This window comes from Niabella beijingensis (assembly GCF_020034665.1).
Classification (GTDB): domain Bacteria; phylum Bacteroidota; class Bacteroidia; order Chitinophagales; family Chitinophagaceae; genus Niabella; species Niabella beijingensis.
The window spans coordinates 499,658-523,525 of record NZ_JAIQDI010000001.1; the positions used below are offsets into that span (position 1 = coordinate 499,658).

A 23,868-nucleotide genomic window follows, 5' to 3' on the forward strand; every position below is an offset into this window, starting at 1 on the left:
TATAACCAAGAGTTATGGAAGTGTTTTACGGAAGTCCGGTAAATCTTGCCCTACCTTTACTAATTGTTCAATCAATTGAATATCATTGGCATCTACACGTATCTTAACACCGGATGGGTACTCCAAGGTAATACTTTTTGTAGCCTGGCATTCAAAACTACTGCCATAGGAATAGGATAGCGCATTATCTACTGGTGCCCCGGCAAAACTCTCTACAAAATCACCTATTTTAGAAACGGTTAAACTAGACAAGTCTCTGCCGCGCCTGGTTTCAAAATACTCATACCTTGTATACGGCCGCAGGGAGAAATCAATTAACCAAGCCAATAATTCAAGATTTTTATCACTGGTTTTACCTGTCCTTCCTTTGAGGAAGTTGCACAGTGGTTTGAATTTATCCGTATCAAAAGTTCTGATTGTGGATAGCCGGAGGTCCTCCTCACCAGGACGCTCAAAAAAACTTCTTAACAACATCAAATCAATAGGATCAGCTTCGTTTTCAATTAGCATACCTCTAAAGACCACTATACATTCCTGCCTTAATTTTGCCGGAGTTGGATTTACCAGGTTAATCGACAATTTCCCGCTGGCTTTTTTTTTCAAATAATTGCAGGATTTCAGTTTTGTAATTTTCCATAATTCAAAAGTTTTAGACTATGAATTTACACTATTGGAATCGGAAAGTCTAGTGAAAAATGCCGTACCCTGCCTGTCTTTAAGACTAAACTTACTTTTTTTCGCTTTTCAACTGGTCCAATCCACTTTGGAGCATCTTCAAATGAAAGATCCTCATTTCTATGATTATGGGCGACAATACACCATCATTAAGCATTTTTATATTCTCATTTATATACTTCCTTGGGTTATGCTGCGTTACTCCCTGATTTACCGGCAATACCACTGGCATTTCTCCGTAATCCGAAAAATAATGATCCAAAACATCAACCTGGGCCTTCTGCTGGGGGGATAATTCCATGCCGCAAATCTACCTCAAAAATTCAAGAAATATAATAGATCTGAGAAACCATTCTTAAGGAGAAAATAAATCCTATGCCGAACACCAGGAATATTTAGTATTTTTATACCACTTAGTATACTTCCTGGATCAAGCCACCACAGATCACTATAAAACAATCATTGTTGCCTGCTTTTCCAGAATATATTACGCTGTTCCAATAGTGGACCTTTTTTTAACGGAACCATTTGATTCATGCCCATGCGTTGATAATTGACAAAATTTAAAAAACAAATGAAACCTATAAAAAAAACTATTGCTATCTTATCACTACTTACGCTTGTTCTTGGAGCCTGCCGCAAAGTGATCCGCCTGGATCTTGACGACCTGGATTATCAAAAGGACGTAATACAGGCAATCCTTTCAAGTGATAAAGATTCCGTTGTGGTATTTTTATCGAAGACCCTGAAGATAGAAGACCCCAACCTTTACGAAGGGAATAACAATGCTCAAATTCTAATAAACAGAGACGGAGGTATTCCGTTAACATTAGAAGGCCGTGGAAATGGCAGATACGTAACATATATCAAAACCAGCCCCGGTGAAAAATACACCTTAGATGTGCAGCTGTCAACGGCAAGGTATTTGGCATCATCCACGATGCCCGCTAAAGTGAATTTTGATTCCTTGTACTATACAAAAAGAACCATTTTAGGGATCAAACAATACATTCCAACAGTCGTTTTTCACGATCCTCCGGGGGTCACTAACTTTTATCGCTTTATTTTAACTGTTGATGGATTTGAAAACACTACTATATTTCTTGAAAACGACCGGCTTTTTGACGGCAAAACAGTAACCCTGGAGATCTTAGATGCCTTTCAGGACCAAAACGCATCAACGTTTATTGACAAATACGATAGTGTAATTGTCAATATGCAATGTATTGAAGAACCTGTTTATACCTATTTATACCAGCTACGTGAGGCTGCTTTAGGAAACGGAGGTACCACAAATCCAGGCAACCCAAAATCCAACTTTTCCGGCGGTGCTTTGGGGTATTTCAGCGCACAGACCTCCCAAAAAAAAGGATTTGTACCCAGGGATTAAGAAAACTAATCCACAAGGAGGCTTAAATTACTGCTAAATTTCGCGCCAATATTCCAGTTTGTTGTTGTTTAAGTAAATTTGGATCAGGTTTTATCTTGTCCATTTTTTTCGGATGCTTCTTTGTGCGTACAACAAAGATACCCCGGCAATACTGGCCTGGATTTAAACTGCATTTTCAGCACATAAACCAATAAACTTTGAAAACTACAACAAAAAAAACCGGGAAAGCCCCGGCTATATATGATAAAGAGCGTACTAAGTCCAAGCTTATTAAAGCTGTCGGAAAGATCCTTGTAAAGGAAGGATTTCAGAATGTACGCATTAATAAAGTGGCAGAAGTGGCCGGAGTGGCCAAAAAAGGGATATATGAGTACTTTGGAGGCCTTGACGGATTAATAAAAGCCTATTTAAGCCAGGTAGACTTTTGGCAGATTGAAAAGCAAAAATTAGAGGCCAACAACGATCAAACGTTGCCAGACATTACCAAAGATTTTATGCTAAACCTGCTAAAAGCAGATTTTCAGTATTTTTTAAACTCTGCCGAAATGCAAAAAATTGTTTTGTGGGGCATCAGCGAAAAAAATAAAGCCATTCGCGCACTGGCTGATGAGCGGGAAGAGCTGGGAGCAACCGTATTTCATCAGGCAGACGAAATTTTCAAGGGCACTAAGGTCGATTACAGAGCAACAATAGCTATTCTTGTTTCAGCGATTTATTATACGGTGCTGCACGTTAAGGGTACCGGCGGCAATATGTGCGGCATTGACGTGTCTTCAAAAGAAGGTACCGAAAGAATGTTCAAAGCAATGGATCGCCTGCTTCAGTTAACTTATAAATATGCTGACATTAAGTTATAAAATACATAACATCGGCATTTAAAAACACCTGCTCAACAATTACACTTATTTGGTTTTGACTTCTTATACCCCACCAATTGGTGGGGTTTTCCAATACCCTGCTTTTACGGCCTTTTTTTTGCAACAGGCAAATATTTATTTAACATTTTTATACCAAATGGTGCAAATATTTTGTACCTTAACGTTGTCAACCCAATAACGTTCAACCTAAAAGATTAACAGCTAATGAATCATCAAAACTTTATGAATGCCGTTGATCATACGATCTCAACAGGCGTAAAAAAAGGTATCCTTCATTTAATTCAAAATGGGAACCTAACAACCGATAATAAGATCCGCATCAACAATTCCGAACTTTTCAACTTTACAAGTTGCAGCTATTTGGGGCTTGAGCACGACAATCGATTAAAACGGGCTGCTATTGCAGCAATTGATCAATACGGTGCCCAATTCTCCGAATCAAGAGCCTATGTATCAATTGGACTATACCAGGAATTGGAGGATTTGATGAGTGAGATTTTTGACGCACCCACGCTGATCGCCCCCACAACTACACTGGGCCACTTGGCGGCAATACCGGTATTACTGGATTCCGGAGACGCAGTAATTGCAGATCAGCAATTGCACAATTCGGTTCTTAGCGGGATCAACGTCTTCAGGGCCAATTGGCCCATTCACTTTGAAGTATTGCGGCATAACCGGGTAGACTTGCTGGAAAAACGAATAGAAGAATTACAAACGGAGTATGACAGAGTATGGTATTTTGCCGATGGTGTTTATTCAATGTTTGGAGACCGTTGTCCTGCTGACGAAATTTTTAATTTCCTGGACAGATTCCCCTTATTCCATGCTTATATTGACGACGCACACAGCATGAGTATCATGGGTAAAAATGGAAAAGGCTTCATAATCGGCAACCGGCCGATACACGACAAAATGGTTGTGGCCTCCAGTATGGCAAAAGCTTTTGCCACCGGTGGGGGAATCCTGGTATTTCCTAATAAAGAGCTAGCCCGCAAAGTAAGAACCTGCGGAGCGCCGTTCAACTCATCGGGTCCGCTACAGCCAGCTTCACTGGGAGCTGCTGTAGCCTCAGCAAAAATACATTTGACAGATGAGATCTACAGTTTACAGGCCGAATTGGCAGAAAGAATTCAGTATGCCAATTCACTGTTCCGGCAAACCTCCCTGCCTGTAATTTCAAATTTTGATTCCGGTATCTTCTTCATAGGAACATCCCGTGCAGAATTAGCGTATGAAATTATGGCAAGGATGATGAAAAGAGGCTTTTTGTTAAACATAGGAGTATTTCCCGCTGTTTCAAAAAATCATTCCGGGATTCGGTTTACCATTACCGTATTACAAACATTTGAGCAAATTAAAAGTCTCGTTTCCACACTTAACGAGGAATTTATGATTGCACTAAAGCAAAATAAATTTTCCCTCGAACAAATCAATAACGCATTTCGGGTTGTAGCAAGTTTGGACAACAGGCCAGCAGGCATCTTTTTAAGTAAAACCAAATAAATAGAACTATACCGCCGATAGCATACGAAGGAAATTATTATTGCAGCTGAATACTTGTTAATTCAATAACGCTGCCCTGGGCACAATCTGCCTTAAGGATCTTATCATCCACGATCCTGTATTCAACACAAACCTTTACTCCGCTCGATTGAAACTTTTTATCAATATCATGCTGAAATAAGTAGGTTGTACTTTTATCGGCAAGTGTAATGTATCCCTTAATTGAACCACAGCCCGGCGTATAATATAAGGTTGCGGCCTGGCATTGGTCAACAGCCTTACCCTTTGAACATCCTGAAAACAGAAAACCTGCAACTATCAAAAGTCCTAATAATTTTTTCATAAACAAACGTTTTAAAAATGATAAACAATATACCTGTATAACGAATTAATTTCAAAAATCGCAACAGGCCAAAAATGTAGTTTTAAAAAAGCTCGCCGTTAAACCGAAGCCAACGACGAGCCTACCTCTACCGTGTTAACTACCGAAGAACATGCCTGAAGATTTACGGAGTGATAGAAGCCTGATAAACCGCCGATCCTGCATTTACCCGACCATAGCCATACTGATTGTCAAATCCTGAAGACCCCATATCTACGGCAGTGGACTGTAATATTGATTTTACCTGGCTTTCCGTCAAAGTGGATTTTGCTGAAAGCATTAATGCTGCAACACCGGAAACCTGTGGACAGGCTGCTGAGGTGCCACCAAACCCTGCAAAATAGGGCCGTACCGGAGGACCGGGAACATATCCGGGATCACCCATTCGGTCAATGGTAAATACATCCCCCAAGGGGAACAGTTCATAGGAAGAGACAGCGACCAGATCCATTGAAGGTCCCTGACAGGTATATGTTGATAGTCTTCCGAGCATATCCACCGCACCAACAGTAATAATGCCATCAAGATTAGCAGGGAACCTTACTCCCGTAGGTTGGGAAGGCCCATAGTTGCCCGAGGAAAATACAACAACAGATCCTTTTCCACCTCTTCCCAGGGTTCGGGCATCGGTAAATGACTGAACCAATGCGTCAAAGGAAGGATCAAGTATGGGTCCGCTGGTACTATTGTAATTCCACGAATTGCTCAACACATCCGCACCCCCATTATCCCATGCCCAGTTAATGGCAGATGCAAGATCAGCTACTGTTTCATACCCATCGTAAAAAATATTAACCGGTACAATTTTGCAATTGGGTGCAATTCCGGATATCGTGTAAAGACTGGCCGAAGGATTGTCGTTATCCTGCGTTGCAGCAATAATTCCGGCAACACATTCCCCGTGCGCAGAAGCCGCTGTCGGCGCACCATAGCCACTGGCATTCCTGGGTGTATAGCCACTCAAAATCCGGCTTGACGGCAGATCCTCATGAGCCTCTACTCCATCATCAATGACGGCAATTTTGATACTTGAAGAACCCTTTGTAATGTCCCATGCTGGTTCCACATTAATATCCATTCCAATAGTACCTCCCTGCCAGCCTCTATTTTTCAAATAGAATTGCGATCCGTAATAAAAGTCAGTAGGTGAATAATTCTTTGAAATCGGTACCCAAAAATTCGGATGGCTCCATTCAACCAACCCACTCTCATATATGGCATTTGCAATTGGAAACAAATTTTGGCGGTCCTTAACATCCAGTATTGCCGTGCCGTATTTGTTAACATCCTCTTTTATTGAAGCACCGTTGCTGTAATTCACTTTTGACAAAATTTCCGAAATGGAATTTCCCTTTTTAGGCTTCAATAATATTTCACCGGTAGGTATAAGATTGAGGCTACCTAATTTTAGCGAGTGCCAAACATTCACTTCCTTCAAATTGGATTTAATCTTATTGATCACATCCCCTATATTATTGCCTTTTAATTGAATCTCAATGGTACCAACATCGGTTTTTGTCATGCGCTCAACAGCCAAAGCCGCCAAATCAGATTGAAGCTCATTATAGGCATTTTCCTCTTCACTCAACGGGGTTTTCAGTACAATAACACTACTATCTTCAGTCAAATACTTCTTCTCTTTGGCTGAATAGTAAAACAGTCCGGGGTTTACATCAATAGCAGCACGGGCCGTAGTTTGCAGGTCAGTCTCAACGTATCCATTCCTTTTTGAACAGGAAATTATCATAAGGACAAGGACTGATATAAAAATAAATTTAGTTTTCATTTTTAAATTCGTTTAAGAGTTATCAATTTAATCGAAGAAAAACCTGAATAAATACCTGTTTACATAAAAATGTTTGGGGATCACGGAGTTATCGAAGCCTGGTATACCGCACTGCCCGCATTTACCCTTCCATAACCAAATTGGCTGTCATACCCTGAAGCCCCCATATCGGTCGCAGTGGATTGTAATATGCTTCTCACCTGCGCCTCCGTTAATGTAGGTTTAATAGAAAGCATCAATGCTACGACGCCTGACACCTCTGCACAAGCGGCAGAAGTACCAAAAAATCCACGCCACATGTTACCTGATTCATACCCATAAGACCCCATCGCATCCATGCAGGTTATATCTCCTAAAGGCCGCATTTCATAAGAAGAGCACCCCACTAAAAACAGGTTCGTACCATAATTACTGTAGGTAGCTCTATACCCCCTGTGATCAACGGCACCAACCGAAATAATTCCCGGAATATCAGCTGGAAAGCGAACAGCAGCATTGTCATTTCCTGATGGGAAAATAATGGGCAATCCCTTGCCACCCCGTCCATTTGCACGAACGTAATTGAACTTATTTATAAGCGCATCCAAAGTAACCGGCTCGATCATGCCATTATTATTTCTCAGATAATTCCACGGGCAGCAAAGTACATCTGCACCGTTAAGCAAGGCCTGGTCTAAAGCATCATCGATATTGCTAAATGAAAAATAGTACATGCCTATTGGGATCAACTTACATTCCGGTGCAACGCCGGTAGTGGAATACATGGTATAACTTGGGTAAGTACCATCATTGTTTTGTGAAGCGGCAATAATACCTGCCACACATTGCGTATGCCCACCTCCGACCGTTGCGGCCCCATTATTATATCCCGGAAGGATTCTTGAAGCTGGCAAATCTTCATGAGTATGAATGCCGCCAAACCCATCATAATCAATTACAGCAACTTTTATACTTGAATCTCCCTTTGTAATATCCCAGGCAGGTTCAGCATTGATATCAATACCCGAAACCCCTCCGCTCTGGCCCCAATTGTCCATATACCACTGCTCCACATAATAAAAATCAGTCGGAACTGAACTACCCTCTATGGGTATTATAAAATCAGGATGAGACCATTCTACAAGGCCACTTTCATAAATAGAATTTGCAATTGAAAAAACATCCTTTTTGTTATTGCAAACTATCCGGGCAACATTTTCCTTCGCATTAAAACGCACCTTACTCACTGCATTTGCAAGATTCAATTTACCAATGATACTTTCCGCCGATACATTTCCTTTAGGTTGCAGAAATATTTCACCAGTAGGCAGGAACATGTTGTCTCCATGCTTCAATGAAAACCAGGATGCTTCAATTTTATCTGCATCATTTAGCTTATTTAGTAAATCAGACGCACCCTTCGAATCGTTTACAGAATACAGTCCATTCCCAAGATCAACGACGTTAACCCCACTTAGTGCCCCGGTTTTCATATCTTGAACAGCTACATTCTTTTTGGGCTTAAGAACCAATGCATTTGTGTCCATACTCAAATAGTTTTTCCGTTTACTTGAATAGTAAAACACTTCACCGGACTTTTTAGCCAATTCCAATGAAGTATTGGCAGCACTTCGTTCCATACTACTCTCTTCCGCAGTTCGAAGGTCCCTTTTATCACATCCTACAAAAATTGTTAAGAAAAAAGATGCGCAAAGTGCGATTGAAGGCAATCGTTTGACGCACCAAACGGGTTGATTTTGATTGTTGTTCATAAAAATTAATTGAATACGTGAAAAAAGAATTTATGGCATTAAAGCTTCGGCATATTTGCAGGATTTCGGTAGATGCAAAATGACAACAACATACAGTTCTCAGCAACCTCATTTGCTATCCCATATAAAAAGATTAACTCGAACATTATGATGCAGAGTGACAAGCGCACAATTTTTTGACCTTAAGCTATACCGCTACTTTCAGGCAATCTCAAACCTTCGATGAAATTGAATGAAAAAGAAGCAGCGGCAAAAGCACTGTCATGGTTAATAGATGTTTCATACATTATTCATTTTTGTGTAATGAAATTGGTTAAGACTAATGAAGCAGTGTTTTATCTTTAAACAATAAGGGCTTTACAATCAGTGTTCCTTCGGTACTTTATTCTCTTTCCTCATTAAGCGCTTTAGTAAAACAGGTAAAAAAAATTATTTCAGTTAGAGGCTGAAACAATAATAAAATTATTTTACACCACTTGGTATCAAATTTACCACCATTTGGTATATAATTCAAAATAATTTACTAAATTTTTATACTTTATATTTTAAGTAAACAATCTAAAGACTAAAACTATTGAAACTCAGCCTCTTAATATGCAAACCATTTTTACAACAAGCCCTGCCTTTTTTGGATTGGCTAAAACCTACTTCTTTGATGGAAATTTTGAAAAAGTCCAATAAAAATGCAGCTGCTGAAAGGCCGCAGCTGCAAATAAAAAGACATGCCTTTTCTGCTAATACCTTGGGCCTGCCTCTTCAATTCCCATAAGATCTACTGACGGCTCGCCAGCAGGACCGCGAAAATGGCTAAAATTATTAATGAAAAGTTGCGCTAACCCTTTTGCCTGAATTTCATAATCCGCTTCATTTTGCCAGCATTTACTGGGGTCCAACACTTTTGAATCCACGCCTGGGCAGGTTTTAGGAATCATCAATCCGAATATAGGATCTTTATAAAATATTGCCGTATTCAGATCACCATTTAGGACTGCTTTTATCATTGCACGGGAAGACGCAAGGCTTATTCGCTTACCGGTTCCATAAGCCCCACCTGTCCAACCTGTGTTGATCATCCACACAGTAACATTATGGTTGACAATCCGCTCATCTAACAAGGACGCATAAACCCCCGGACTCAATGGAAGAAAGGGCGCACCAAAACAGGTGCTGAAAGTAGCCTTTGGTTCCGTTACTCCCGTTTCTGTGCCCGCAATTTTTGCCGTATACCCACTGATAAAGTAGTACAATGCCTGCGTTCTGGTCAAACGGGCTATTGGAGGCAATACTCCATACGCATCACAAGTCAGAAAAAAGATATTTTGGGGTTGGGTACCCGTTGCGCCAGCCGCAATATTTTCAACAAAATTTATGGGATAGGCAACACGCGTATTTTCAGTAATGGAAGCATCACTAAAATTGATCTCGTTAGTACCCGGATAAAAAGTAACATTTTCAACCAGAGATCCCGTTCTTATTGCATTATAAATTCCCGGCTCCTTTTCCTGGGAAAGATTTATGCATTTTGCATAACAGCCCCCTTCAAAATTGAATATTCTTTCCCGGTCCCACCCATGTTCATCATCACCAATAAGCATTCGATCCGGATCGGTACTTAAAGTTGTTTTACCCGTACCACTCAGTCCAAAAAACAGCGCTGTATCTCCCGCTTTTCCAACATTAGCGGCACAGTGCATCGTTAATACGTTCTTTTTGTGAGGAAGCAAATAGTTCAGAACCGAAAAAACGGATTTCTTTATTTCCCCCGTGTAACTGCTCCCGCAAATTATTATGGTCCTGTGCTTAAAACTAATTATAGTTGCATTCTTTTGCCGGGTTCCGTGAAGATCAGGGTCTAATTCCAGCCCCGGAGCAGAGAGAATGTGCCAATTGGGTTCAAAAGTCCGTAAAGCGTCCTCTTCAGGCCTAAAGAACATATTATTTACAAACAAGTTCATCCAGGGCAATTCATTGATCACCCGGATGTTCAGCTGATATTCCGAGGCAGCACAGGCATACGCATCCCGGACCCAAAGTTCATCCCTGGTGTTTAAATACCTGAAGGTATCCAGCAATATTTTCTCAAAATAGCTTTCATCTATGGGAATGTTGAAATTTCGCCAATCCACCGATTGATCAGTCAAGTCATCCCTCACAATGAATCTGTCTTTTGGAGAACGACCCGTAAACTTACCGGTTTTTATGACAAGAGCACCGGTGTCATTAAGCAGGCCCTGATCTCGGTTTAGCGTGTCTTTTATAAGTTCTCCAGGGGTTCGCTGGTAATAAATCTGGCCGTTTAAGTTCAGCCCGGAAGGAAATAACTTCTTCCTTGGAATCTCCAATGGTTTAACAAGCATGTCGTATTAATTTGTTTAGGGCGCAAAAATATAGATTAGATTTTATCTAATTAAGATATATGTTTTACGTACATTTTAGATATTTTCAAACAAAACAAGGAAAGAAGCAATATATTTTTTAAAAACAAACCCAATAAGGTCGGTTTCATATTTGAGAAAACAGAGAAAATATATTAAATTTGATTAATTAATATTTTATGCAAACCTAAAAACATACTGCTGCCCATACTGACAAACTCAACTTCATATAACCAATAAAAACAGCCAACCATGAAAAAAACAATTCTCCGGGACTCAAGTATCCCTATTTCACTTTTAGCAATCCCCACAATCAGATTAGTTTACACTCCGAAGCTGAAACCTGCTGACCGAATTCCTGTCAATTCAACCAGGATGGCAGTAACAATTTTCCGGCAACACTGGGATCAAAACAAAATCGATCTTTTGGAAGAATTTAAGGTCATGTTATTAGATTACAAGCAAAGACTGATCGGCGTTATCGATCTTCACATTGGTAATCGTACTATGGTCATTACCGAACCCCAACTGATCTATGCAGCAGCGTTTGTAGCAAATGCAAGTTTTATTATGTTAGCACATAACCACCCTAGCGGGGAAGTGCAGCCTTCAGGACCGGATTGTTTAATCACTTCAATGGTCAAACAATTTGGAATTGTGTTTAGCTTACCTATGCTGGATCATCTCATTATAACAAAGTCCAGCTATTACAGTTTTAAAGACTCCGGAAGCTTTGAAATAAGAAGAGGCTATTGATGCTATATTTGTACCAACCAAACTTAAAAATAATTACTATGGAAGGAGCCAATTCAAAACGCGGGCATAATGAAGTCCAAAATATAAACGCGAACTACCTTGTGCCGACACTTCACCTTTCTTACAGCCCCGCAATAACTCCGGCAGAACGGATTTTGATTGCTGATGCTGAAACGGCCGCAAGGGTATTTTATTCTTTGTGGAACCAAAGTGGGAATAACGCGGAAGAACGATTCAAGATCATGTTGCTTGATGAGGATTCAGGCCTTATCGGCGTAGATGATCTTGATTTTGGCTGGAAGTCAAAATTCGGTATTGATCCGGCAATTGTGTACCGCAAGGCAGTTGCCTTTGGCGCGCGGTTCGTCATACTAAGCCAATACCTGCCGGATGGCCCCGCTAATCCAACTAAAGAAGACCTCATTTTGTGCAACCAATTAATTCAGGCAGGCCTTGTATTAAGAATACCGTTTAGGGATCATATGATAATTAGCCGCAACGGCTCCTACTGGCATTCAGCCTCCCTGGGAGATCATTGATTGCAGCAACCCAGTTTCACTATTGCCAAATTTATTCCTTGCATCAATAAAAAAGGTCCGCCCTGGAAAGAGCGGGCCGTTGCTAACCTATGAAAAACACTAAGTTGAAGATAATGAATTCAACCAATTTATTCCCGGATATTGGGAATACTTTTCTGTTTTAACCAATTCCGAAAGCCCTCCACATCATTCGGATTGTGATGCACAATAGCGCCGTTCTTTAATAATATCGTAAAAATACCCAAAGCTTCCACATACTTATTAATTTTTTCCGCAGTGTGGTCAAACCCAGGAAATTCTTCATTGTTAGGAGTTTTTGGCATTGTCATATTTGAAAAGTCAGTTCTGCTAATATAAAGGTAATCATTAATATTACTCTTTCTTACCTAATGTTTGTCACGAAAATTTGTGACAAACAAGGGATTTTGAAGCAGATTATTTCCCCTAACTTACAATTGCTATATTTCTTATATACCTGATTTTTAAAACCTCCAACTGCTATATTTCGGGCCTTTGTTACTTTTCTTTTTACTTAACGATGGATATAACTGACAACCATAAAACAATTTTCCTGATCGGGTCTAAGCTTAATGACGAAGACTCTATTATTGTGAAAGACCAGAATGCAGCCTCACTCTTGTTTTACGATACATTCGAGAAAGCGAAAGAAAGTTTTGCCTCAGCCTACAAAATCCTTTTGGCCCCTTCTTTCCGGCCGTCCCACCCTCCCAGCGCTGAAGAACTTTGCTATCATTCAACGTTTATGGCTTTAGTTGCTTTTTCACCAGTGATCCTGGAATTTGACAGGATGACTTACAAAGATGAATTAATAGAATGGAGGAAGGGGGCAGCTTCCATATTTAGACCGGAACCAAAATTTTATAATACAGAATACTGGCATTGCCCGATGCGAAACGGCTTTATTGACAAATTTGGTCTTTTGAATATCGCACAAGACATTGAAACCACCCCTTTCATAGAACCAGACGGGAAAATGGTCGTGAGGATAAACCAGGTTTCTCGCACCGATAGTAATGGCCAACCGCTCAAACAAATAACCAGGGAGGAAATCGATAAAATATTGAAAGAACGTGGCTATTTATAATCGCATAATCTACAAACCCTGTAACCACAAATACCCGGCACTGGCAGAAAGCTTTACAAATACTTCCACATTCATTTACTAAATATCATCAAATGCGATATTGCAGTCTTCCGGGGATGCATAGTCAATAATATGACAGGTCCCTGAATGTACATATAGATGCAACTTGCCATCTTTAAGAAATACGTTAATTGTCCCTTCTGCCTTAAGCCACAAGCTTTCAGTTGATACCGGGATCATCTCCCTTTCCTTGATTAATTCCATACAGCAAATATAAACTCAATAATAAATGAAATAATACGGAAAACCGTAAAACGGGAAATATCTTAAACGATCCGGTCCCGTTTTCTTTTATTGGCATAAATTTTTATTTATAAATAAGTAATTATTAGACGATTCATTTTTTTGCCTTTAATTTATACTTATTATGAGCCTTGTCACCTCAAAAAGCAGCCCTAATAGTACCCGCAAGCAGGCCTCCGCGAAAAAAAGTCAAAAAAGCGCCGACGGGAAAAAAATTACCCAAAAAGCAAAGAATAAGGAGGTTAACAAAAATGAGCCGGTATCCAGGATTAAGAAAGTTATAAAGGAACCTAAAGCCAATCTCTCTGGACAAGGCACCTTAAAAACATTGCTTAAAAAGGCTCCAAAAAGGGCTTTTTATACCCATTTAAATCCCATGTTGGCAACATTGATTGATAAGCCCTTTGACGAACAAGGATGGATCTATGAAGTAAAATGGGATGGTTACCGGGCAGTGTCATTTCTAAACAAAAAACAGGTTGAAATCAAGTCCCGTAATAGCAAATCCTTCAATGAAAAATACTATCCCGTCTATGATGCGCTTAAAGCGTGGAAGAAAAATGTAATCGTTGACGGTGAAATTGTAGTAGTCAAAGAAAACGGGCAATCTGATTTTTCATCTTTACAGAATTGGAGAAGTGAGGCAGATGGTACTTTGCTCTATTACCTCTTTGATATCTTATGGTATGACGGGCATGACCTTACCAAATTAGAACTAACGGAGCGAAAAGCGATATTAAAAGAGCTTGTCCCGGAAAGCGACATTCTCAAACTGAGTGATAATTTTGAAACATCAGGTATCGAGTTCCTTGAAGCCGCAAAAAAAATGGGGTTGGAAGGGATCATGGCAAAGAAAAAAGACAGCCCATACCTTACCGGTGACAGAAGCAGAAACTGGTTAAAAATAAAAGCTAACAAAAGGCAGGAGGTTGTAATAGCGGGCTATACCAAAAATAATGACAGCAGTAAACCCTTTAGTTCTTTGCTGGTTGGTGTTTTCGAAAGAGGAAAGCTCATATATACAGGCAAAATTGGGACTGGTTTTAACATCAAACAGCAGAAAGAAATGCTTACCCAGTTTAAGCCGCTTGTTATTAAAAAACCGGCATTTGATGAGGAACCCGATATCAATAAACCCAGTAGGTTCCGTCCCAATCCAACAAAGGCTACCGCCACCTGGCTAAAGCCAAAATTGATCTGCGAAGTAAGTTTTGCCGAGATGACCAATGATGGAGTAATGCGCCACCCGTCTTTTGAAGGAATGCGTGCAGACAAAAAGGCAAATGAGGTCAGGTTGGAAAAAGAAATAGAAACGGAAGATGTTTTAGCGCCAAAGGGGAAAAGATCGATTATCAAAATTGCGAAGAGCGGAGGACGAAAAACATTACTTAATCCGTCAGATGAAACCCAGGTGCGCAAAATTGGCGGGCATGAGCTGAAATTTACAAACCTGAGCAAAGTATTCTGGCCGAAAGAAAAATATACAAAAAGAGATTTAATTAATTATTACTACCAGGTATCGCCATACATTCTCCCCTACTTAAAAGACCGGCCCCAATCAATGAATCGTTTTCCGGATGGGATCAAGGGGGAAGGTTTTTATTTCAAAGATGTAACTGGTAAAGCGCCGGATTGGGTACATACGTTCCTGTATCGCAGCGACGCAGATAATAGAGACCGAAATTACCTCGTAGGACATGATGAGGCTACATTGCTATATATGGCCAATCTCGGGTGTATTGAAATGAATCCCTGGAGCAGTACGATTAAGAAGCCAGACCATCCCACCTTTTGCATCATAGATTTGGATCCGGGGAATAAAACTTCTTTTGATCAGGTTATCGAAGCGGCCAATGTTACCAGGGAAATTCTTACTGAATTCGGTGTACTATCTTATCCCAAAACCAGCGGATCAACAGGCATCCATATATATATCCCTTTGGGGAATAAATACACGTATGAGCAATCCAAAGAATTTGCGCGGGTGATTGCAACGCTGGTTCATCACAGAATCCCTAAGTTTACATCGATAGAACGTACCGTAAAAAACAGAAAAGGCAAAATGTATCTGGACTTTCTCCAGAACAGACCTCATGCTACAATTGCAGCGCCTTATTCGGTCAGGCCCAAGCCAGGCGCAACCGTTTCTATGCCATTGGACTGGTCTGAAGTAAACAAAGGACTAAAGATAGCAGACTTTACCATTAACAATGCTGTTGACCGGGTAAAAAAAATAGGTGACCTGTTTAAACCTGTTCTCGGGAAAGGAATTGATCTTTACAAAATTGTTAAGGCAATGGACAAGGACTGATCTCAATCATCCTTAATTCTATATTTCATCTGAAACGGAAAAAGCGCTTTTTACAATATCGGGCTTCATTACCTGGCCTTATAGAAAAACTGCTGAAAAAACATCACTGCACACAGACAATGTAAGGTTTATCCTTCTACCAAACCGAAGCCTCATTTTACCTCCCAAATTACATTGGGAAAGCCCCCATGTCATAAATTTATGAGGCAACTTTCCACATTGTTTATAACAATTTTGTCAAAGCACGGGTCATGACCGTCAAATGACAAAATGAATAAAATTGGAAAACGAGCAATCCGCCGAAAGGCACAACAGGACTGCATTACGCTATGGATAAAATAAGAAATTTACGGAACGTTCAGATCGAAAAATTGCAAAATAAGGGGTAAAATATTTCCACAGGCTGTGTATAACAAGTTTCACAGGTCTCAACTTTATATAATTAATTTGTAATTCACTGCTGTCAAAACAGCATCACAAGCTCTTTGTATAAAAAACTCAGGATAAGGAAGTAGGAACAATAGGTTGGTGCACATACTTCACACTGCGAATATACGTTCGGTTCCGTCCTGGAATCATCAACTTATCCACCGTTTTTTGACACCTGTTAAGGCTATGCTTAGCCTCAAAACATTGGGTTAAATCCTGGCAATTTCGCTTTGGATGTAAAAGACCCCTTATTTAGATTATGTCTAAATATAAAGGCACCTGCATGCGGTGCCATAACTATGGTCCGGTTTGTTGGTTTTCTACAAAACCAATCATCGACGACCAAACAGGTCAAACAATAAAAAAGGGCAAACGCATTTGCTTTTGCCCCGCCTGCACGCTCTGAAGTGCTGTTTGATCCGGACAGCAATTAACCTGTGTTAATTGCATCTTGTAGGAGTAGCCCCTTAAAATCCGATCTATCGAAAAGGTCGAAGCTACCCGGTTAGGATCTCATACTACCAATATGGGATCCTAATTTTTTTATACTAAATGTCTATTGTTTGATGTTTAAAATGCATGTATTTGCCCATTATTTCCTTTGCTCGCCACAAATGTATTTGTTTTCTTTTATTAAACAAACACGAAACAATTTTGAAACGAAATTTTATCAAAGTTATCAACAAAATTGTGGATAATTCTATAACTAGTTGATGATCAAGATTGCAATCCTGAAATTCATATGCTTAAACTTAATTTAAATTCACAGGTTTTTTCTTCGCGTTGCTAAATTGCCTTTAACTGCCGCTTCGATTTCATATGCACATTTACCCGGGAATAAAAAGCAATCATCCCGGAGAACAATCAACAATGCTCTGCACATTGATATTTAATTAAAAATCAAACAAATGCGACATGCCCAAAATAATTAGCAATTAAATGCTAATATTTTTAGTTTTTGAGTATACCTTAGCAGTGAAAATGCACAGTAAATGTATCTTAACTGCAAAACATATTATAGCCTCCGGTATGGAACGTATAGCACTGAAGAACTGGTTTTGGAAGCCGCAGACAAATTGGTTACAACACTGGCATTAACCAATATTAACAGTACCATTGATTCCTGGGAGTTTGTGAAGCTGTGTCAACAAAACGGAATAAAACCGGTTTTAGGCACAGAGATCAGGAACAAGGGCACCCTTCTTTACATTTTGATTGCCGCCAATAACAATGGCTTGCGCTGGATCCACCGGTTTTTATCGGAACATCTAATGAACAAAAAACCATTTCCTTTAGCTGGTGATACCCCTCTTTTTTTTGACAATCAAAATGACGGTTTTGTTATTTACCCGCTTAGAGGAAAGCCGCTGGAACAGTTGGAGCGCAATGAGTACGTTGGTATCCTGCCGACTGAATTAAATATGCTTTATTCAATTGATTGGAAACCCTATAAGGATCGGTTTGTGATCCGCCAGCCGGTTACTTTTCAAAACCAAAAAAAATACTTCAACCTGCACCGGCTGCTCCGGGCAATAGATGAAAATGCAATACTCACCAAATTGACCATCGAGTCGCAGGCTTCTCCGGATGAGATCTTCCTTGCCCCATCCGAATTACTGGAGAAGTTCAAGGATTATCCAGGCTTCGTAACAAATACTTACAAACTGATGGATGCCTGCGATATCAAAATGGAATTTTATACCGATAAGACAAAAAAAGTTTTCGGGGGAACCCCGGAAGATGACCGGAAATTATTAGAGAAGCTGGCACTGGACGGTTTTAGCAGAAGGTATGGAATGCAAAATAAGGTTGCCCTGGAACGACTGCATAAAGAACTTAAAATCATAAACGACCTGGGTTTTAATGCCTACTTCCTGATCAATTGGGATATGGTAATGTTTGCAAAAAACAGGGGTTCCTATTATGTGGGACGAGGAAGCGGAGCTAATTCCATTGTGGCCTATTGCCTTTACATTACGGAAGTCTGCCCGGTTGAATTAAATCTTTTTTTCGAGCGCTTTTTAAACCCACACAGGAAGTCCCCTCCGGATTTTGACATAGATTTTTCCTGGCGCGACCGCGACGAAATTATGGATTATCTGTTTAAGCGGCATGGAAGTGATTATGTCGCTTTGTTAGGTTCCATTTCAACTTTTAAATATGACGCGGCAACACACGAATTGGGCAAAGTCTTTGGATTATCCGAAGAAGAAATTAAAGCCGTTCAAAAATCACCCGATTTTAATGACCCAATACATAAGCTGGTCATTCAATATAGCCGGTTATTACATGGCTTTCCCAATATTATGTCCCTTCACCCTTGTGGGGTTCTGATATCAGACAAAGCCATTTCCCACTATGCAACCCGCTTTATGCCGCCTAAAGGGTTTCCAACAGTGCAAATGGATATGTTTACCGCCGAGGATGTAGGGTTAAACAAGTTTGACGTTCTTAGCCAACGCGGATTAGGCCATATTAAAGACTGCCTGGCCTGGATTCTTCTGAACAAAGGCGTTCGAGTCGATATTTTCGATATCCAGCGTTTTAAAAAGGATGAGCAAATCAAAAAACAAATCCGGGAAGCAAACACGATCGGCTGCTTTTACATTGAATCCCCGGCTATGCGCGGGCTGTTAAAAAAACTACGGTGTGATGATTATCTCACTTTAGTTGCAGCTTCGTCCATTATCCGGCCGGGCGTTGCCGAAAGCGGCATGATGCGTGAATATATTGAGCGGTATCATAACACTGCTGCAATCAAGTACCTTCACCCGTTATTTGAAGAGCACCTGGGCGAAACATTCGGCGTAATGGTATACCAGGAGGACGTCATTAAGATAGGCTATTATTTTGCCGGGCTGGACCTGGGGGAAGCTGATATCTTACGCCGTGCCATGTCGGGTAAATATCGCTCGGATAATGAATTCCAGATGATCAAAGAAAAGTTTATGTCCAATTGTGAAAAACTTGGACATAGCACAGAATTGGCACAGGAGGTATGGCGGCAAATGCAGTCATTCGCAGGCTACAGCTTTAACAAGGCACATTCCGCCTCCTTTGCGGTGGAAAGTTATCAATCGCTTTTCCTGAAAACATACTATCCTAAAGAATTTATGGTTTCCGTTATTAACAACTTCGGTGGCTTTTATACAACGGAGTTGTATTTTCTGGAATTACTGAAATGCGGGGGAGAAATTCATCCTCCATGTATCAACAACAGTGAGTATTACACCAGCATTGATGACAACACCATCTATTTAGGATTAATTCACATTAAATCCTTACAGAAAAAATTAGCTGAGGCCATATTAGACAACCGGGACAACCACGGTTCTTTTTTGCATTTACAGGAATTTATCGAGCGCATCAACCCAGGATTGGAACAACTAAATATATTGATCCAGATCGGCGCATTCGGATTTACCGGCAAATCTAAAAAGAGATTATTATGGGAAGCCAATTTTTTACAAAAGCGTATCACCACAACACATCACCATGCACTTTTTGAAGAAAAGCCCGTTGAGTTTGAATTACCGCAATTAATCGATTTACGCATCGACGATCTCTATGACCAGATGGAAATTTTGGGCTTCCCGTTAACCAATCCTTTTGAACTGGCTGATGAAGATCCTGCCAGCTTTATAGATGCCAGAGATCTGGAGCATTATAAGGGGCAAAAGGTGACGGTTCTTGCCTACTTTATTACACGCAAACACGTTACCACAAAGCGCAAAGATCAAATGTTCTTTGGCACCTTTGTAGATCACAATCTGGACTGGATCGACACCGTACATTTTCCGGATAGCGCTAAAAAGTTCCCATTACATTCCTCCGGGTTTTATAAGATCAGCGGGAAGGTCGTTGAAGATTTTGGCGTCTTCAGTATCGAAGTGTCCTATATGGAACAAACGGGATATAAACAACGAAGCTATGCTAACCTATGATAACAGACATATTGCCCACCTGGACATGGACACTTTTTTTGTGGCCGTAGAGCATCTAAGAAATCCCAGGCTAAAAGGCAAGCCCATTCTGATTGGCGGTAACAACGCCAGAGGGGTTGTTGCATCTTGCAGTTATGAGGCCCGGCGATTTGGCATTCACAGCGCCATGCCGATGAAAACAGCTTTACGGTTGTGCAAGCATGCCATTATAGTAAAAAGTGACTATGAGGCTTATTCCAAATATTCCGAGTTAGTAACGGACATAATACATGAAACCGTACCACTATATGAGAAGGCATCGATCGATGAATTTTATGTTGACCTGAGTGGCATGGACAAATTTTTTGGGTGCTTTAAATTCACTTCAAAATTAAAGGACAAAATCTTTAAAGAAAGCGGCTTACCGGTTTCCTGGGGACTGGCTTCCAATAAGCTGATCAGCAAGGTTGCCACCAATGAAGTAAAACCCAATGGCCAGTTAGAAATACTCCCCGGTTTTGAAAAAGGCTTTTTAGCACCATTGAGTATTATGAAAATTCCCGGCATCGGTAAAGAAACGGGCTACAAACTGCTTAAAATGGGGGTAGAAACCGTAAAAACGCTTAGTGAAATTCCGGTAGAATTACTGCAAAACCTAATGGGAGAAAATGGATCAGAGCTATGGAGAAGGGCCAACGGCATCGACGAAAGCCCTGTTGTTCCTTATCGTGAACAAAAAGGCATATCCACGGAGCAAACATTTCAGGAAGATACCATTAATACGGAATTGCTTAAAAGCAAGCTGGTCCATATGACAGAAAAAATTGGGTTTGAACTCCGGAGCCAAAACCGATTAACCGGATGCATTGCGGTAAAAATCAGGTATACCGATTTTGAAACCCATGTTAAACAAAAAACAGTCCCTTATACAAACATGGATGAGGTACTATTCAAATATGCTAAAGAAATTTTTGATCAGCTATATAACCGGCGGCAGCTGATACGGCTAATCGGGATACGTTATACCAAACTCATACCTGGCAATCACCAAATCAACCTGTTTAGTGACACTACCGAACAAATCAATCTATATCAATCCATTGACTATATAAAAAAACGCTTTGGAGAAAATCTATTATCACGAGGCGGCGCCATTTTAAAATAAAGCCCCCTGCATACCTTCAACAAAATCCGGGTCTACTCCCGGAATTTCAAGAGGCGGCAGTTCCGGGTAAAAGCGCCTGGCAAGCGGGTCTATACTATTCAGAAACCCTCTATCTAACGTATAATAATCTAATTGCTCATAGGGAATCTGGTAAGAAGCAATTTCCTGAATCCTTTTTTCATCCAGATCCCCAAATACCCACTCCCACGCAAGGTCATCGGTCAGCATCGTGGGCTGCCGTTTCTTTTGATTGTGGATCTGCTCCATTACCAGGTTAGCCTTCGTGGTAACAATGGAACAGGTATCTACAACCTCTCCCGTTTCAGCATCTTCCCATTGCTGCCAGATTCCGGCAAGCCAAAAATATTCCCGCCCCTTTAACATAACCCGGTAGGGGTATTTAACCGGTGTGACCCTTCGCTTTCCTGTTTTTTTATTTACTGGAAACTCATGCCTCCATTCATAAAAACCTGAAGATAAAAAAAGGCATCTCCGGGCAAGTGCGGCGTTACGATACACTTTACCTTTATTTAAAAGTTCTTCAGATACCGCGTTTAAAAAATCCAACCCTGCAACCAACTGCCCACGGTGGTCCTTGTGCGGACGGCGGCCAATCATCACCTGCTCCCTGGTTTCCCAATAGGGCCAGGTTAAAGGATCGGGAATGAAACCCCACTCCATCTGTACCAATTCAAAATCCTCCGTTCCCTGATCATCCCCCACAGGCACCAGTACCGCGCTGTTCGAGAAATCAAAGCCTACAATCAGGTCCCGGTTCAGGAATTTATATTTGGAAACCAGTTTTTCCAAATGCTTTAACCGGATAAATTCATCCCGCGTCACTTTTTGACCGTTGTAATAACACATAATTATTTGTCCCTGTTCGTTAAATATTCCTCAATTAATCGCCCCACCCCTTCTGCCTCTTGCTGCCTCCCTTCCGGTACGGACGTCCAAAATTCTTTTTTTTCAGCATTTTTTGCTTTGGTTATAACAATTGGTTTTCGGGAACTACTGAAAACAATATTGAAAGCTATTACACGCGGGAGGTTCATCCGCTCACACTTTAGCGTCACCCCATGCGCCACAAAGCTGAACCGATCCCCTGCCTTATCAAAAATATTGTTTGCCATTACTCCAGATTTTCTAAATACTTCTTTATTGCTTCGTTCAGATCATTTAAGATCAGGGTATCAATACTCGGGTCACCTGGTAAGGGGAAATATAAGCACCAGTTAGGATCATATACAAGTGTAAACTGTAAACTCCCTCTGTCCGGATCAAGCATGTAACCATGAATTTTGTCAACATCCGGCTCCGGACCGCCAATTTGCGGCGAGTGGTGAAAATGCAGACTTGCATAAAACCTTGCCTGATCATTTTCCAGGGATACTTCCATATGAGAACGGTTCCGCAAATCGATTTTAAACATACTTCAATTTAAAGAAAAAATCAGTTTTTACCAGTTAATACCTGCACAATTTTTTCATTTTTTACCGCTCCTCAGATAAGACCCTATTTACTTTCCTTTGGGTAACCAGCTATTGCACTCCTATCATTTTTCGTTGCGTCGCACACTTGTACTGTGGTACATCTATCCATTCTTTATAATAAATTATTTCTTCTGGAATCATCCAGTTCCTCCCGCTAATAGCTCCGCCTGCGGCTCGTTGCGACCTTCTGTCGCAAATTTCCCTAACTGTCCTTAGTAAAAGCAAGGTCTGCGCAAAAGAAGGATCGCTGTCACTTCTTTTGCTGGCCACTGGTTTTGCAAAATTTTTCTCCACCTCGATTTAGCGCCTTCGGCGAGTTTGTTACGGAGGTAGTAAAAATTATTCCAAAAACCTTGCTATTTCCCAAGTCCCGTTATAGAACAGGTTGCTACGAGGTTGACGACGAGGCCATAGGCCGAGAATTAGAAAACAAAAAAAACAATTCGTATGCAATCACAACAAAAAGCAAAATTGATGCGCCTTTCATGGCAGATTCAGAGGCAAAGAAAATCCAACCGCTCGAAATCCTTAGTTAGTGCCTGGGCTATCTACCTGAACGAAGATATCACCGTATATCACCTTGTTAGGAAACACAGCCCGGAACGCTACACAGCGAAGATCGACACCCGCAGTCTTACACTTTTTTAACCATTCATTATTCAATCACATTTAAAATTTATCACTCATGCAAACAGTAATCGGACGTTTAACCGCAGACGCAAAAATGACAACATTAGAAGATGGCCGCCAGGTTGTAAACTTCACCATCGCCGAAAATTACCGGTTCAGGGTAAAAGGTTCAGACAAAGCAAAGCAAGTAACTAATTTTTACGATTGTGCCTATTGGATCAAAACCGGCATTGCCGCCCACCTCAAAAAAGGAATGGTGGTTGAAACGGTTGGCCGTATCGGCGTAAAAGCATGGAAGGGAACAGACGGGGAACCAAAGGCACACTTAACCCTGCATGTGCAATACATTCAATTGCACGGCAACCCTAAAAAAGCAACCGCAAGCACCGAAGTACCGACGCAGGAATCCGATAAAGAGAATCTGCCCTTTTAAATCTCCCATCCGCTCCGGAGTACAAGCGCCGGAGCGGA

21 protein-coding genes are annotated in these 23,868 nt (G+C 40.8%); 11 read left to right on the top strand and 10 right to left on the bottom strand.

The annotated features are described in order from the left end of the window. Window positions 1–12: 12 nt before the first annotated feature. A complete protein-coding gene (locus tag K7B07_RS01965) occupies window positions 13–603 on the bottom strand; it encodes a hypothetical protein (protein ID WP_223706980.1) in 591 nt (196 codons plus the stop codon). Window positions 604–1,249: 646 nt separating this feature from the next. Here K7B07_RS01965 and K7B07_RS01970 point away from each other — a divergent pair. The 3 genes from K7B07_RS01970 to K7B07_RS01980 all read left to right on the top strand — a co-directional run bounded on the left by K7B07_RS01970 (window position 1,250) and on the right by K7B07_RS01980 (window position 4,449). Next, window positions 1,250–2,065, top strand: a complete 816-nt coding sequence (locus tag K7B07_RS01970; protein ID WP_223706982.1) for a DUF4249 domain-containing protein — start codon at window positions 1,250–1,252, stop codon at window positions 2,063–2,065. Between the two features lie 197 nt (window positions 2,066–2,262). Then, window positions 2,263–2,922 carry a TetR/AcrR family transcriptional regulator gene (locus K7B07_RS01975; protein WP_223706984.1) on the top strand — a complete coding sequence of 220 codons (660 nt, stop codon included), beginning with the start codon at window positions 2,263–2,265 and terminating at the stop codon, window positions 2,920–2,922. A 225-nt stretch (window positions 2,923–3,147) separates the two neighbouring features. After that, window positions 3,148–4,449: an aminotransferase class I/II-fold pyridoxal phosphate-dependent enzyme gene (locus K7B07_RS01980; RefSeq protein WP_223706986.1), complete on the top strand. Its 1,302-nt coding sequence runs from the start codon at window positions 3,148–3,150 to the stop codon at window positions 4,447–4,449. Between the two features lie 37 nt (window positions 4,450–4,486). On the opposite strand, the gene K7B07_RS01985 is transcribed toward K7B07_RS01980, so the two are convergent. The 4 genes from K7B07_RS01985 to pckA form a co-directional block, all read right to left on the bottom strand. Next, window positions 4,487–4,792 (bottom strand): hypothetical protein, encoded by a 306-nt coding sequence (locus K7B07_RS01985; protein WP_223706987.1) that lies wholly within the window; start codon window positions 4,790–4,792, stop codon window positions 4,487–4,489. 163 nt (window positions 4,793–4,955) lie between these two features. Beyond that, window positions 4,956–6,617: a S8 family serine peptidase gene (locus K7B07_RS27745; RefSeq protein WP_276225247.1), complete on the bottom strand. Its 1,662-nt coding sequence runs from the start codon at window positions 6,615–6,617 to the stop codon at window positions 4,956–4,958. Window positions 6,618–6,697: 80 nt separating this feature from the next. Next, window positions 6,698–8,368: a S8 family peptidase gene (locus K7B07_RS01995; protein ID WP_223706989.1), complete on the bottom strand. Its 1,671-nt coding sequence runs from the start codon at window positions 8,366–8,368 to the stop codon at window positions 6,698–6,700. A 734-nt stretch (window positions 8,369–9,102) separates the two neighbouring features. After that, complete coding sequence (gene pckA, locus K7B07_RS02000; RefSeq protein WP_223706990.1) at window positions 9,103–10,725, bottom strand: phosphoenolpyruvate carboxykinase (ATP); 1,623 nt, start codon at window positions 10,723–10,725, stop codon at window positions 9,103–9,105. Between the two features lie 270 nt (window positions 10,726–10,995). On the opposite strand from pckA, the gene K7B07_RS02005 reads away from it, so the two are divergent. Then, the gene (locus K7B07_RS02005; RefSeq protein ID WP_223706992.1) at window positions 10,996–11,499 is read left to right on the top strand and encodes a JAB domain-containing protein; all 504 of its coding nucleotides are present in this window, start codon (window positions 10,996–10,998) and stop codon (window positions 11,497–11,499) included. Window positions 11,500–11,537: 38 nt separating this feature from the next. After that, on the top strand, window positions 11,538–12,038 hold the full coding sequence (locus tag K7B07_RS02010; protein ID WP_223706994.1) for a JAB domain-containing protein: 501 nt from the start codon (window positions 11,538–11,540) through the stop codon (window positions 12,036–12,038). Between the two features lie 128 nt (window positions 12,039–12,166). Here the strand turns inward: K7B07_RS02010 and K7B07_RS02015 are convergent, their stop codons facing one another. Then, on the bottom strand, window positions 12,167–12,367 hold the full coding sequence (locus tag K7B07_RS02015; protein WP_223706996.1) for a hypothetical protein: 201 nt from the start codon (window positions 12,365–12,367) through the stop codon (window positions 12,167–12,169). Window positions 12,368–12,576: 209 nt separating this feature from the next. Here K7B07_RS02015 and K7B07_RS02020 point away from each other — a divergent pair, with 209 nt between their 5' ends. Further along, window positions 12,577–13,143: a hypothetical protein gene (locus tag K7B07_RS02020; RefSeq protein ID WP_223706997.1), complete on the top strand. Its 567-nt coding sequence runs from the start codon at window positions 12,577–12,579 to the stop codon at window positions 13,141–13,143. Window positions 13,144–13,221: 78 nt separating this feature from the next. On the opposite strand, the gene K7B07_RS02025 is transcribed toward K7B07_RS02020, so the two are convergent. After that, window positions 13,222–13,407 carry a hypothetical protein gene (locus K7B07_RS02025; RefSeq protein ID WP_223706999.1) on the bottom strand — a complete coding sequence of 62 codons (186 nt, stop codon included), beginning with the start codon at window positions 13,405–13,407 and terminating at the stop codon, window positions 13,222–13,224. Between the two features lie 163 nt (window positions 13,408–13,570). Between K7B07_RS02025 and ligD the strand changes: the two genes are divergently transcribed. The 3 genes from ligD to dinB all read left to right on the top strand — a co-directional run bounded on the left by ligD (window position 13,571) and on the right by dinB (window position 21,274). Next, window positions 13,571–15,757 carry a DNA ligase D gene (ligD, locus tag K7B07_RS02030; RefSeq protein ID WP_223707001.1) on the top strand — a complete coding sequence of 729 codons (2,187 nt, stop codon included), beginning with the start codon at window positions 13,571–13,573 and terminating at the stop codon, window positions 15,755–15,757. A gap of 1,421 nt (window positions 15,758–17,178) precedes the next feature. Continuing rightward, complete coding sequence (locus tag K7B07_RS02035) at window positions 17,179–20,130, top strand: DNA polymerase III subunit alpha (protein ID WP_223707003.1); 2,952 nt, start codon at window positions 17,179–17,181, stop codon at window positions 20,128–20,130. After that, window positions 20,117–21,274, top strand: coding sequence for a DNA polymerase IV (gene dinB, locus K7B07_RS02040; RefSeq protein WP_223707004.1), 1,158 nt, complete (start codon window positions 20,117–20,119; stop codon window positions 21,272–21,274). Before K7B07_RS02035 ends, dinB begins: the two co-directional genes overlap by 14 nt. Here dinB and K7B07_RS02045 read toward each other — a convergent pair. The 3 genes from K7B07_RS02045 to K7B07_RS02055 are packed head-to-tail and all read right to left on the bottom strand — an operon-like array spanning window position 21,266 to window position 22,706. Further along, window positions 21,266–22,141 (bottom strand): SOS response-associated peptidase, encoded by an 876-nt coding sequence (locus K7B07_RS02045; protein WP_223707006.1) that lies wholly within the window; start codon window positions 22,139–22,141, stop codon window positions 21,266–21,268. The genes dinB and K7B07_RS02045 overlap by 9 nt on opposite strands. Window positions 22,142–22,143: 2 nt before the next feature. Then, the gene (locus tag K7B07_RS02050; RefSeq protein ID WP_223707008.1) at window positions 22,144–22,407 is read right to left on the bottom strand and encodes a hypothetical protein; all 264 of its coding nucleotides are present in this window, start codon (window positions 22,405–22,407) and stop codon (window positions 22,144–22,146) included. Beyond that, on the bottom strand, window positions 22,407–22,706 hold the full coding sequence (locus tag K7B07_RS02055) for a hypothetical protein (protein WP_223707010.1): 300 nt from the start codon (window positions 22,704–22,706) through the stop codon (window positions 22,407–22,409). The genes K7B07_RS02050 and K7B07_RS02055 overlap by 1 nt, the downstream gene beginning before the upstream one ends. A gap of 508 nt (window positions 22,707–23,214) precedes the next feature. On the opposite strand from K7B07_RS02055, the gene K7B07_RS02060 reads away from it, so the two are divergent. Together K7B07_RS02060 and K7B07_RS02065 are read left to right on the top strand one after the other, a co-directional pair. Continuing rightward, window positions 23,215–23,415: a hypothetical protein gene (locus K7B07_RS02060; RefSeq protein ID WP_223707012.1), complete on the top strand. Its 201-nt coding sequence runs from the start codon at window positions 23,215–23,217 to the stop codon at window positions 23,413–23,415. Between the two features lie 37 nt (window positions 23,416–23,452). Beyond that, complete coding sequence (locus K7B07_RS02065) at window positions 23,453–23,830, top strand: single-stranded DNA-binding protein (RefSeq protein WP_223707013.1); 378 nt, start codon at window positions 23,453–23,455, stop codon at window positions 23,828–23,830. Window positions 23,831–23,868: the final 38 nt, after the last annotated feature.

What these genes read in the sequence shown, in the direction of transcription:
- K7B07_RS02060 (WP_223707012.1), top strand. Translation starts at nt 23,215, where the DNA reads ATGCAATCACAACAAAAAGCAAAATTGATGCGCCTTTCATGGCAGATT.
- pckA (WP_223706990.1), bottom strand. Translation starts at nt 10,725, where the DNA reads ATGCTTGTTAAACCATTGGAGATTCCAAGGAAGAAGTTATTTCCTTCC.
- K7B07_RS01995 (WP_223706989.1), bottom strand. Translation starts at nt 8,368, where the DNA reads ATGAACAACAATCAAAATCAACCCGTTTGGTGCGTCAAACGATTGCCT.
- ligD (WP_223707001.1), top strand. Translation starts at nt 13,571, where the DNA reads ATGAGCCTTGTCACCTCAAAAAGCAGCCCTAATAGTACCCGCAAGCAG.
- K7B07_RS02055 (WP_223707010.1), bottom strand. Translation starts at nt 22,706, where the DNA reads ATGTTTAAAATCGATTTGCGGAACCGTTCTCATATGGAAGTATCCCTG.
- K7B07_RS02020 (WP_223706997.1), top strand. Translation starts at nt 12,577, where the DNA reads ATGGATATAACTGACAACCATAAAACAATTTTCCTGATCGGGTCTAAG.
- K7B07_RS02035 (WP_223707003.1), top strand. Translation starts at nt 17,179, where the DNA reads ATGTATCTTAACTGCAAAACATATTATAGCCTCCGGTATGGAACGTAT.
- K7B07_RS01985 (WP_223706987.1), bottom strand. Translation starts at nt 4,792, where the DNA reads ATGAAAAAATTATTAGGACTTTTGATAGTTGCAGGTTTTCTGTTTTCA.
- K7B07_RS02010 (WP_223706994.1), top strand. Translation starts at nt 11,538, where the DNA reads ATGGAAGGAGCCAATTCAAAACGCGGGCATAATGAAGTCCAAAATATA.
- K7B07_RS01980 (WP_223706986.1), top strand. Translation starts at nt 3,148, where the DNA reads ATGAATCATCAAAACTTTATGAATGCCGTTGATCATACGATCTCAACA.
- K7B07_RS02050 (WP_223707008.1), bottom strand. Translation starts at nt 22,407, where the DNA reads ATGGCAAACAATATTTTTGATAAGGCAGGGGATCGGTTCAGCTTTGTG.
- K7B07_RS27745 (WP_276225247.1), bottom strand. Translation starts at nt 6,617, where the DNA reads ATGAAAACTAAATTTATTTTTATATCAGTCCTTGTCCTTATGATAATT.
- K7B07_RS02025 (WP_223706999.1), bottom strand. Translation starts at nt 13,407, where the DNA reads ATGGAATTAATCAAGGAAAGGGAGATGATCCCGGTATCAACTGAAAGC.
- K7B07_RS02065 (WP_223707013.1), top strand. Translation starts at nt 23,453, where the DNA reads ATGCAAACAGTAATCGGACGTTTAACCGCAGACGCAAAAATGACAACA.
- K7B07_RS02005 (WP_223706992.1), top strand. Translation starts at nt 10,996, where the DNA reads ATGAAAAAAACAATTCTCCGGGACTCAAGTATCCCTATTTCACTTTTA.
- K7B07_RS02045 (WP_223707006.1), bottom strand. Translation starts at nt 22,141, where the DNA reads ATGTGTTATTACAACGGTCAAAAAGTGACGCGGGATGAATTTATCCGG.
- K7B07_RS01970 (WP_223706982.1), top strand. Translation starts at nt 1,250, where the DNA reads ATGAAACCTATAAAAAAAACTATTGCTATCTTATCACTACTTACGCTT.
- dinB (WP_223707004.1), top strand. Translation starts at nt 20,117, where the DNA reads ATGCTAACCTATGATAACAGACATATTGCCCACCTGGACATGGACACT.
- K7B07_RS02015 (WP_223706996.1), bottom strand. Translation starts at nt 12,367, where the DNA reads ATGACAATGCCAAAAACTCCTAACAATGAAGAATTTCCTGGGTTTGAC.